Genomic DNA, 10006 nt, shown 5'->3' with positions numbered 1-10006 from the left:
AGTTAGATCATGCCTAACCTAGCGATTGCACAAAAACCAACACATCTCGATAGATGCTATACCTATTTATTTAACAACTCCTCTCTACGCATCGCCTCTACCAAGCTCGCAGGACGCATATCCTTCCAATGCGTATCGATATAATCCAGGCACTCCTGGCGACTTGCAGGACCGAATTCCAATAGCCAACCCTGTGGCCGTGCGATGAACTCAGGCCACAACGACCTTTGCTGCTCATCATTAATCAACACCAGAAATTCCAACTCATCATTATCAAATGAATTTGCCATAAAACTCCCACCTTTTTCATTCCGTTGAATAGCAATTATTTATTCGAAGAATAAATATGCTTTAAAATAGTAAGCACCAGATGAAAATAAAAGCAACATGAAAAATAGTATTTCCAGATTTCAAAAATGGCGCTTAATTTTCGCCACCTTAACAATGAACAATCGTCCAATAACTAACAAAAACCAATACAAAATCAAATAGATAGAAACCTATATAACCAGACAGTACAAATGTAATAAATTTGGAATTTGTAATAAGTTCTAAAAAAAATACCCTCTCTCTCGAGCAGAGCAGTTCATATCTATTGATCTAGATCAATGTTTCAGCTGGTAATTAACAGTGCAAGCATCCTCACATGACATGTAATAGCCATCACTGCCTAATATTTAACTCACTAATATATTCCAAGCCGCTATCACGGCCGCGAATCGACCATAAAGGCCTGGGCAGAGATAAGTAGAGCGTCAATGCAGGCAGGCGCTTAATACCGATTAGCGGCCAAAACAACTTTGATTGAGCATCGACCGCACACGGCAGGAGTCGCCTGGACAGTACAGGGACGGCAATAAGCAAGCAGCCGGAAAATAGCCGCCGAAGCCTTGCTATAACGGCTCAACAGGATCGCAATAGTCATGCTCGACGCCTTGCGATATACGAGGCGCACAAGCATCCATGGCGAGAGGTAAGCGCTGCTCACACAGATAACTGAGCTAACGCTCCAGAGAAAGCGCAACCGGGATCTGAGCGCACTATTTAGTGGGATATAGCCATAAAAAAAGCTCCGCATCTTTCGATACGGAGCTTTTAGCGATGCGCTTGCTGTGTAAACACAGAGCCTGAGCAGGCTCCGCTTGTTGCTGTATGGTCGGGGTAGGGGGATTCGAACTCCCGACATCCTGCTCCCAAAGCAGGCGCGCTACCGGACTGCGCTATACCCCGGTATATGCAGCGGAAAACCGATGCACATTGACATCATGCAGCAAGTTAATCAACACCTGCTGCTGGGATAAGTGACGGGTTAGATAAACCGATTTCTCAGCTACCCCAGCATCACACTCATCCACCTTAAATAATGGTGGGTCGTGTAGGATTCGAACCTACGACCAATTGGTTAAAAGCCAACTGCTCTACCAACTGAGCTAACGACCCAACGCGAGGCGTATAATACTGATTTTATTGAGGAATTCAACACTTAACGAAATATTTTTTTAGAAATATCGCGTTGGGTCCGCCACCTCAGCTTGAGCAAAGCCCGCCGCACGCAGACGGCAGCTGTCACACTTACCGCAGGCACGTCCCTGCTCATCCGCCTGATAGCACGACACGGTGAGCCCGTAGTCGACACCCAGACGCACGCCGGCCTGAACAATCTGCGCCTTACTCATATTCTGCAGCGGCGCCTGGATACGGAATCCCTGACCTTCAACCCCTGCCTTAGTCGCCAAGTTGGCCATGCGCTCGAACGCTTCTACAAACTCAGGACGGCAATCCGGGTAACCGGAGTAATCCACGGCATTAACCCCGATAAAAATGTCCTGCGCCCCGAGTACTTCAGCCCAACCCAGAGCGAGCGACAAGAACACGGTATTGCGCGCCGGCACATAGGTCACCGGAATACCCTCAGTGGGGCTTTCCGGCACATCGATGGAGCTGTCGGTTAAGGCTGAGCCACCCATGCCATTGAGGTTCAGGCCAATCACCTTGTGCTCAACCACCCCCAACTGCTTGGCTACCCGCTCCGCCGCTTGCAGTTCGGCGCGATGGCGCTGGCCGTAGTCAAAACTCATGCTGTAGCAGGCGTAGCCTTGGTCTTTAGCCATGGCGACGACGGTGGCCGAATCAAGGCCGCCCGATAACAGGATGACTGCTTTTTTGCTGCTCATATCAATGTCCCGGCTCGTCGTTCCAGAGGATTTTGTGCAGTTGCAACTGCAGGCGTACAGGCAAGTTGTCGGCGATGATCCACTCGGCCAACTCGCGCGCACTGACCTGATGATGACTCGGCGACAACAGCACCTCATCGACGCGCTGGTCGAGCTGATACTGAATCAGCTTGCTCACCGCCCAGTCATAGTCTTCACGACTGCAAATGACGAACTTGACCTGATCGTTCGGCGTTAACAACGGAATATTTTCGTAGCGGTTGCGCCCTACTTCCGCTGAGCCCGGCGTCTTCAAGTCCATCACCTTGCTCACCCGCGGATCAACCGCGGCTACGTCCATGGCCCCGCTGGTTTCCAGCGACACCTCGTAGCCTGCGTCGCACAGCGCCTTGAGCAAGGGGATGCAATTAGGTTGCGCCAACGGCTCACCGCCAGTCACGCAGATATAGCGCGGCCGGTAGCTGGCAACTTGGGCGAGGATGGCCTCCAGCGTCATGATCTCGCCACCATTAAAGGCGTAGGCGGTATCGCAGTACTGGCAGCGTAATGGGCAGCCGGTCAGGCGAACGAACACAGTCGGTAAACCGGCGGTGCGCGTCTCGCCCTGCAGCGAGTAAAAAATCTCGGTAATGCGCAGGGTATCTTGCATATCAGCCACGGGCGTAACAGCTAAACAGGCTGTCCGCCTCCGTTGCGTTAAAAGGGGCGTGGATTCTAACGAAAAAACCCGCGCAAAGCGCGGGTTTGTTGATCAGCAGCACAGTTTTAAGGCAAACGCTGCAGATCGCGCTGAGCTAACTGGGCAGCCGAGCTGCCGGGATATTGAGCAATCACTTGCTGCAAGATGCCTTTGGCTTTATCGCTATGGCCTAAACGCTGCTCTACATCAGCCAGCTTGAACAGAGAATCCGGCACCTTAGCGTGGTTCGGATAAGCCTGGCTGACACGGGCAAAGGCCTGACCAGCGCTTTGCAGATCACCTTTAGTTAGATTCACCTCGCCCAGCCAGTACTGGGCATTGCCCGCGTATTGACTGTTCGGGTATTTGCGCAAGAAGCCGTTAAAAGCTTGCGCCGCTTTATCGAAGTCCTTGGCCTTAATCAGGTCAAAGGCGGCATCGTAATAAAGCTTTTCTTTAGCAGGATCAGCCGACTCATTGCCGGCCGCTGCTTGGCCCTGCTGCGCAGCGGGCGCTGCAGGTGTAGCCCCGGCGTCAATCGCACCAGTGGCAGAGGAATTTTGGTTAGTTACAGGCGTTGCTGCACCACCACTCAAACGCTTATCAAGGTCCTGATAACGCTCCAGGCCCTCTTTTTTCAAGCGCTGAATTTCGTTCTGTTGTTCTTCCAGCGTGCCGCGCAATTGCGCGATCTCATCCTGCATTTGCTGCAGTTGGTTGAACAGCATGCCCTGCGCCGTAGCCGGGGCCGAAGCCCCAGCTGCGGCGGAGGTGCCAGCCGTACCATAACCTGCAGGCGGATAACTGCTGCCGTAACCGGCATTACTATCCACTACAGGAACCTCAGCCAATGCCGCGAGCGGCAGGCTGAGCGCCAAAACGGTTAAAGCACGACGGCACGTACGCATACCGAATTACTTACGCAGTTCGACGCGACGGTTTTGAGCCCAGGAGGACTCGTCATGGCCAGTAGCGATTGCGCGCTCTTCACCATAGGAAACCAGCTCCAGTTGAGCTGGGGAAACGCCTTGCAGTACCAGGTAACGCTGCACAGCTTTGGCACGACGCTCGCCCAGAGCCATGTTGTATTCACGAGTACCGCGCTCGTCAGCGTGGCCTTCCAGAACTACGCGAGCGCCATTGGCTTGCAGATCTTTCGCGTGAACATCCAGAGCGCGCATGGCTTCTGGTTTCAGGTCGGAGCTGTCGTACTCGAAGTAGAAGGTGGTGATAGCGCGCAGAGCAGCTTCTTCGCTCAGGCTGCCATCAACAGCGCCAGTGTTAGCGCCGTAACCAGCGTTTGGATCAACATTGCCTTCGCCAGCAGCGTCGCCGCCTTTGGAGGAGCAACCAACCGCTACAGCCAGAGCCAAGCTCAGGGCAGCAAACTTACCAAATTTCAGCATTTCCATGTGTAACTCCTAATGAACCCCAGTGTGTTAAGCAGTATTCCGTTTACAGAGAAATACAGCACCGCATCAGTTCAGGTAAGGGGACCAAGATGGCTCTCGAACTTCACCTTGAGCGGTTGGAAGAGGAACCCTGATGCGTCCGTTAGTGGACGCCAATACCAAGACTCCCCTACCCTGCTGGCGGGTGGCGTAGATTACCATGGTGCCGTTGGGCGCAACAGTAGGCGACTCATCTAGACTGGTATCAGAAAGAATACGCAAATTGCCGCGCTGCAGGTCTTGCGCCGCTACCTTGAACACGGTGTAGCCTTCTTGGCGATGGATCATTACCAAGGTCTTCTCATCCGCCGACAGTTTCGGGTTGGCGTTGTAGTTCCCCACGAAGGTCACACGCTCAGCCGAACCACCATTGATGTTGGTTTTATAAATCTGCGGCTTACCGGAACGGTCAGAAGTGAAGTACAGCGTCTGGCCGTCTTTGCCCCAGAAAGGTTCGGTATCAATCGACGGAGAATTGGTCACGCGCTTAACCTGGCGCGACCCCATGTCCATCACATAGATTTCCGGGTTGCCATCGCGCGACAGAACGAACGCCAAGCGATTGCCATCAGGCGACCAAGCTGGTGCGCCGTTGAGGCCTTCATAGTTGGTGATCTGCTCACGGCGACCGGTATCAATGTGCTGCACGAAGATGCGCGGACGCTTCTGCTCGAACGACACATAGGCAATACGACGGCCATCGGGGGCAAACGAAGGCGACAGGATTGGTTCGCGCGACTGCAACAGAGTCACTGCACGGGCACCGTCATAGTCACTGCGCTGCAGGGTATAGCGAGTGTTGTTTACGGCGAAACGCTCGGCCGTCACGTAGAGCATGCGAGTGGAGAACGCGCCTTTAACCCCAGTCAGTTTTTCAAAGGACTGGTCAGCAATGTGGTGCGCCATGTCGCGCAATTGGTCAGTGCCACCGGCAACACTGCCGGTCAGAACCTGTTGCTGCGTGGTGACGTTGAACAGGCCAAATTGCACCTGCAGACGACCACCGTTGGGCACGATGTTGCCGATCAGCACGTATTGCGCGCCGAGGGCTTGCCAGTCGCGATAGATCACTTCGCTGGCCTGGGCTGGCAAGCTGATCATGTTCTGCCGCGGGATAGGTTCAAACACGCCCGAGTTGCGCAGGTCATTACCAATGATGGTAGACATATCCTCAGGTAACACGCTGCCGCCCTGCCAGCCAAACGGCACGACTGCGATGGGCGTTGCACGGTCAGTACCACTACTAATGACCAATGGATCAGCAGCCTGCACGGCACCGACCATGAGGGTCAGACCGAGCAGAACAACTCGCATTAGGATATTCACAGACCTAAGTCCTCCGGTTTAAAGACAGCTTTACGCTGCCGGTAAAGTCGATCAAATGTGGCGCGGTCAAGCTGTTGCATTTCAGCGATACGGCCTACGTTGCGCACTGCTTGCACGGCCGAATTATCAAAAGGTGAATCACCGCTGGAGCGTGTCACGCTGGCATTGGTGATGGTGCCGTCGGGCAACATCTCAATCAGCACTTCGACACTCATCCCGTTACGCGCAGAGGGTGGACGCCGCCACTGTTCACTCACCAGCTTCACAATCAAATCATCCAAACTGCCTGCGACCTCATCACCTACGGTATCCGCCAGGGCCTGTTGACGCCCGACATCCTCAGAAAGCAATTCAGCCAAAGCAGCCGCTTTTTTATCTTCTACAGCTTTACGTTGCGATGCCTCGCTTGCCGCCTTCTTCTTGGCATCGTCCGCAGCCTTTTTCTTCGCAGCGTCGGCAGCGGCTTTTTTCTTGGCATCCTCAGCCGCTTTTTTCTTCGCGTCTTCTGCGGCTTTTTTCTTCGCGGCCTCTTCCTCAGCCGCTTTTTTCTTAGCTACATCCGCCAGTTTTTTCTGCTCAACTGCTTTCTGCTCGGCTTCTTTCTTCGCCGTTTCGGCCTTAGCCGCTTCAGCTTTCTTCGCCGCATCTGCGGCCTTTGCAGCTTCTACTTTCTGAGCCTCAGCGGCTTTCTTTTGTTCCGCGGCTTTAGCAGCCTCTTTGGCCTGCTCTGCCTTCTTCTGTTCTAACTGCTCGCTTTCATAAACAGGTGCAGAAGTCTTCTTGGCTTCGCCGGCGATTTTTTGATTGGTTTGCGTGGTGGCCTGACTCTGCGACTGCAATTTATACAGAGTCGCCTGCACCACCGGCTTGGCCGGCGGCAACTCAGGCGTGAAGGCAAAGCTGACAAACAGCATGGTGAAGATAAACAGGTGCAAGCCGACTGCCCAAAGGATGGGCCAGAACAGGCTTTCGGAAGGTGAGCGCTCGCGCTGGTAGTGCATCAGGGAGCCTCAGTAATCAGCCCGACGTTGCCCACCGCAGCTTCTTGCAGGCCACCCATGGCGGCCATCACACTGCCGTAATCAACGCGCTTGTCAGCCCGTACAAAGACCTGCACCTGCTTACCCGTGGCGCGGCTCTGGCTGATGATGGCCTTCACGGCCTGAGTCATCTGTTCCAGGGTCAGGGCTTTATCCTGCACCGTATCGACATCAACCTCAGTACCCATATTCCAGTAGTAGGTTTTGTCGGCCTTGATCGAGATGGTCAACACCTGCGAGTTGTTGTCCTGCGGCAAGGCCTCACTGCTGACTTGCGGCAGATCAACTTTAACCCCCTGATTGAGCATCGGGGCGGTCACCATAAAGATCACCAGCAGCACCAACATCACGTCGATGTACGGCACCACGTTCATCTCGGCGACGGGTTTGCGTCTGTTGCGAATTCTGGCCATGGCTTAAACCTATAGTGAAAAGCCTAGGGCTTAGTCGTCGCTGGTGTGCACTTTGCGGTGCAGGATCGCATGGAACTCATCGGCGAAGGTGTAGTAACGCGCAATCAGCATCTCGCCACGGGCGGAGAAACGGTTGTACGCGATCACCGCAGGGATTGCTGCGAACAGACCAATCGCAGTGGCAATCAGTGCCTCAGCAATACCTGGCGCTACAGTGGCCAAGGTGGCTTGTTGCACCTGAGCCAGTCCACGGAAGGAGTTCATGATGCCCCACACGGTGCCGAACAGGCCGATGTAAGGGCTGGTCGAGCCGACAGTGGCCAAGAATGGCAGGCTCTGCTCGAGCTTCTCTTCTTCACGGGAAATCGCCACCCGCATGCCACGGGCCACCGCGTCCATCACCGCCGCCGGATCAACACCAGGCTGCTGACGCAGACGGGAAAACTCTTTAAAGCCCGCACGGAAGATTTGTTCCAAGCCCGAATCTGGGTCCGGGTTGCTGCCGGCCTGACGATACAGTTTGGACAGGTCGATACCCGACCAGAAACGTTCCTCAAAGCTATCCAGTGCGCGCTTGGCCGCGCGCAGCAGCGATGTACGCTGGAAAATCATGATCCACGAAGTGACCGACGCGGCCACCAGTGTCAGCATTACCAGTTGCACCACCAAACTGGCGTTGCTGATCAGACTCCACATCGACATGTGGTCAACGGCGTTGGCTTCCACACTTACTCTCCTGCTGTAGATAGACCCGCGACAGCTCCACCCAACCCGCTCTGCTCGGCAAAAGCCGTACGCATTGCCGGGGGTATCGCCCGCGGTTTCAAATTGTCGGCGCGCACACAGGCCACCATAAACTGCCCTTCGCAGAGCAGCGTTCCGTCCGTTGCCAACCGCACTTGCTGCTTAAAGCTCAAGCTGGCGCGATTTAATTCGACCACTTGCGCACTTACCAGTAACTCATCGTCGAGCTTAGCCGGCGCGTGATAGCGCGCCTGGGCCGTGTGCACAACGAACAACAGACCCTCTGCCGCCAACGTCGACTGGAAATAGCCCAGCTCACGCAGGCTCTCAGTACGGGCCCGTTCCATAAATTTGAGGTAGTTGACGTAATAGACGATACCGCCCGCATCGGTGTCTTCGAAATAAACCCGGCAACGATGGGTGAACGGCTTAACTTCGTTTTGCGCGCGCATACTCTAGTGCCAGCCTCTGATCTTGCCAATCTCATTGGCCAAGTATTTTTTCTTAGTCATCATCCTGAGCAAACAAATCCCCTGTGCTTGCTTCACCCATGCGCTTGGGCGCGTTCAAACCGAAGTGCAGATAGGCATGCCGCGTCACCACGCGCCCGCGCGGTGTGCGCATGATATAGCCTTGTTGGATCAAATAGGGCTCCAACACATCCTCAATAGTGTGTCGCTCCTCGCTAATCGCCGCCGCCAGGTTATCGATACCCACCGGGCCACCATCAAACTTCTCAATCATGGTCAGCAGCAGACGACGGTCCTGATGATCAAAACCACGCTCATCCACATCCAGCAGGTTAAGCGCCTTGTCGGCAATGTCGCGGGTAATGTCACCCTGCCCGCGCACCTCGGCAAAGTCGCGCACGCGGCGCAGCAGACGGTTAGCGATACGCGGTGTACCGCGGGCGCGGCGGGCAATTTCCAAGGCGCCATAGGGCTCGATAGGCAACCCCAGAATGCCGGCGGAGCGCAGCACAATGGTCGCCAGGTCATCGATGCTGTAGAACTCCAAGCGCTGCACAATCCCGAAGCGATCACGCAACGGGTTAGTCAGCATGCCAGCACGAGTGGTGGCGCCAACCAGGGTAAAAGGCGGCAGATCCAGCTTGATCGAGCGTGCGGCCGGGCCTTCACCGATCATGATGTCGAGCTGGAAGTCTTCCATCGCCGGGTACAGCACTTCTTCAACGATGGGCGACAAGCGATGGATTTCATCGATAAACAACACATCGCCGGGCTCAAGGTTGGTCAGCAACGCGGCCAAATCACCGGGGCGTTCCAGGACCGGCCCGGAGGTGCTTTTGATCGAGACGTTCATCTCCTGGGCAATGATGTTGGCCAGGGTGGTCTTGCCCAAACCAGGTGGGCCGAAGATCAGCGTGTGATCCAGCGCCTCATTGCGCCCGCGCGCCGCCTGGATAAACAACTCCATCTGCTCACGCACCGTCGGCTGACCGATGTAGTCCGCCAGTTTAAGCGGACGAATAGCGCGATCCACCTGCTCATCGCGCTCGCGACTGGTGGCGGTAATCAAACGATCAGCTTCTAGCACTAAATCATTCCCTTCAGGGCTCGACGAATCATATCTTCACTGCTCAAACCGTCTTCCTTAATTGCTGAGACGGCGCGACTGGCCTCTTGGGGTTTATAGCCTAGCGAAATTAATGCGCTGACGGCGTCATTTTCCGCACTATTGGCAGTGCCAGCTCGCGGTTCAACCACCAAACCGGCCATAGTCGGAGAGGTTTCCCAAGCCTTGAAGCGATCTTTAAGCTCCACCAGCAAGCGCTCGGCAGTCTTTTTACCCACCCCTGGCACCTTGACCAACACCGAGGTGTCTTGCGCCTGCACGCAGCGTACCAGCTCGTCCACCTCCAGGCCGCTCATCAAGGCCAGGGCCAGCTTAGGACCAACCCCGTTGAGACGAATCAGTTCGCGAAATAGTTCGCGCTCGCGTTTTTCCGCAAAGCCATAGAGCAACTGTGCATCTTCACGCACCACCAAGTGGGTGTGCAGGGTCAGTGGCTCACCCACACTGGGCAAACGATAGAGAGTGGTCATGGGCACTTCCAACTCGTAGCCCACGCCGCCTACATCCACTATCACATGGGGTGGCTGTTTTTCTGCCAAGGTCCCGCGCAAACGTCCGATCACCAGCTAATTCCTTTTGAAAA

General features: G+C 54.9%; 12 protein-coding genes and 2 tRNA genes. All 14 read right to left on the bottom strand.

Annotation, left to right across the window (positions count from 1 at the left end; all coding sequences use genetic code 11):
- Window positions 1–62 precede the first annotated feature (62 nt).
- Window positions 63–290, bottom strand: a complete 228-nt coding sequence (locus NTD81_RS06580) for an MbtH family protein (protein ID WP_262180736.1) — start codon at window positions 288–290, stop codon at window positions 63–65.
- 863 nt (window positions 291–1153) lie between these two features.
- Window positions 1154–1230, bottom strand: a tRNA-Pro gene (locus NTD81_RS06575).
- Between the two features lie 134 nt (window positions 1231–1364).
- Window positions 1365–1440: transfer RNA gene (locus tag NTD81_RS06570), tRNA-Lys, on the bottom strand.
- Between the two features lie 59 nt (window positions 1441–1499).
- Entirely contained in the window at window positions 1500–2174 is a 675-nt protein-coding gene (gene queC / locus NTD81_RS06565; RefSeq protein ID WP_262180733.1) for a 7-cyano-7-deazaguanine synthase QueC, read from the bottom strand.
- A gap of 1 nt (window position 2175) precedes the next feature.
- Entirely contained in the window at window positions 2176–2823 is a 648-nt protein-coding gene (queE, locus tag NTD81_RS06560; RefSeq protein WP_262180731.1) for a 7-carboxy-7-deazaguanine synthase QueE, read from the bottom strand.
- A 116-nt stretch (window positions 2824–2939) separates the two neighbouring features.
- On the bottom strand, window positions 2940–3761 hold the full coding sequence (gene ybgF / locus NTD81_RS06555) for a tol-pal system protein YbgF (protein ID WP_262180730.1): 822 nt from the start codon (window positions 3759–3761) through the stop codon (window positions 2940–2942).
- Window positions 3762–3767: 6 nt separating this feature from the next.
- Window positions 3768–4265, bottom strand: a complete 498-nt coding sequence (gene pal, locus NTD81_RS06550; RefSeq protein WP_262180728.1) for a peptidoglycan-associated lipoprotein Pal — start codon at window positions 4263–4265, stop codon at window positions 3768–3770.
- Window positions 4266–4331: 66 nt separating this feature from the next.
- On the bottom strand, window positions 4332–5588 hold the full coding sequence (gene tolB / locus NTD81_RS06545) for a Tol-Pal system beta propeller repeat protein TolB (protein ID WP_410017131.1): 1257 nt from the start codon (window positions 5586–5588) through the stop codon (window positions 4332–4334).
- A gap of 38 nt (window positions 5589–5626) precedes the next feature.
- Window positions 5627–6631: a cell envelope integrity protein TolA gene (gene tolA / locus NTD81_RS06540; protein ID WP_262180724.1), complete on the bottom strand. Its 1005-nt coding sequence runs from the start codon at window positions 6629–6631 to the stop codon at window positions 5627–5629.
- A complete protein-coding gene (tolR, locus tag NTD81_RS06535) occupies window positions 6631–7083 on the bottom strand; it encodes a protein TolR (protein WP_262180722.1) in 453 nt (150 codons plus the stop codon). Before tolR ends, tolA begins: the two co-directional genes overlap by 1 nt.
- Before the next feature lie 30 nt (window positions 7084–7113).
- Entirely contained in the window at window positions 7114–7809 is a 696-nt protein-coding gene (gene tolQ / locus NTD81_RS06530; protein ID WP_262180719.1) for a protein TolQ, read from the bottom strand.
- Between the two features lie 2 nt (window positions 7810–7811).
- Window positions 7812–8279: a tol-pal system-associated acyl-CoA thioesterase gene (gene ybgC / locus NTD81_RS06525; protein ID WP_262180717.1), complete on the bottom strand. Its 468-nt coding sequence runs from the start codon at window positions 8277–8279 to the stop codon at window positions 7812–7814.
- Between the two features lie 52 nt (window positions 8280–8331).
- A complete protein-coding gene (gene ruvB / locus NTD81_RS06520) occupies window positions 8332–9384 on the bottom strand; it encodes a Holliday junction branch migration DNA helicase RuvB (protein ID WP_262180715.1) in 1053 nt (350 codons plus the stop codon).
- The gene (ruvA, locus tag NTD81_RS06515) at window positions 9384–9986 is read right to left on the bottom strand and encodes a Holliday junction branch migration protein RuvA (RefSeq protein WP_262180713.1); all 603 of its coding nucleotides are present in this window, start codon (window positions 9984–9986) and stop codon (window positions 9384–9386) included. Before ruvA ends, ruvB begins: the two co-directional genes overlap by 1 nt.
- Window positions 9987–10006: the final 20 nt, after the last annotated feature.

The sequence above is a fragment of the Pseudomonas sp. 5P_3.1_Bac2 genome (genome assembly GCF_025465995.1).
Classification (GTDB): Bacteria; Pseudomonadota; Gammaproteobacteria; order Pseudomonadales; family Pseudomonadaceae; genus Aquipseudomonas.
The sequence above is the reverse complement of the archived record's forward strand: the minus strand, read 5'-3'. Positions and strand labels throughout refer to the sequence as shown.

Coding starts and splice junctions, on each gene's coding strand:
- ybgC (WP_262180717.1), bottom strand. CDS start 8,279: ATGCGCGCGCAAAACGAAGTTAAGCCGTTCACCCATCGTTGCCGGGTT.
- pal (WP_262180728.1), bottom strand. CDS start 4,265: ATGGAAATGCTGAAATTTGGTAAGTTTGCTGCCCTGAGCTTGGCTCTG.
- queE (WP_262180731.1), bottom strand. CDS start 2,823: ATGCAAGATACCCTGCGCATTACCGAGATTTTTTACTCGCTGCAGGGC.
- NTD81_RS06580 (WP_262180736.1), bottom strand. CDS start 290: ATGGCAAATTCATTTGATAATGATGAGTTGGAATTTCTGGTGTTGATT.
- tolB (WP_410017131.1), bottom strand. CDS start 5,588: ATGGTCGGTGCCGTGCAGGCTGCTGATCCATTGGTCATTAGTAGTGGT.
- tolA (WP_262180724.1), bottom strand. CDS start 6,631: ATGCACTACCAGCGCGAGCGCTCACCTTCCGAAAGCCTGTTCTGGCCC.
- tolR (WP_262180722.1), bottom strand. CDS start 7,083: ATGGCCAGAATTCGCAACAGACGCAAACCCGTCGCCGAGATGAACGTG.
- queC (WP_262180733.1), bottom strand. CDS start 2,174: ATGAGCAGCAAAAAAGCAGTCATCCTGTTATCGGGCGGCCTTGATTCG.
- ybgF (WP_262180730.1), bottom strand. CDS start 3,761: ATGCGTACGTGCCGTCGTGCTTTAACCGTTTTGGCGCTCAGCCTGCCG.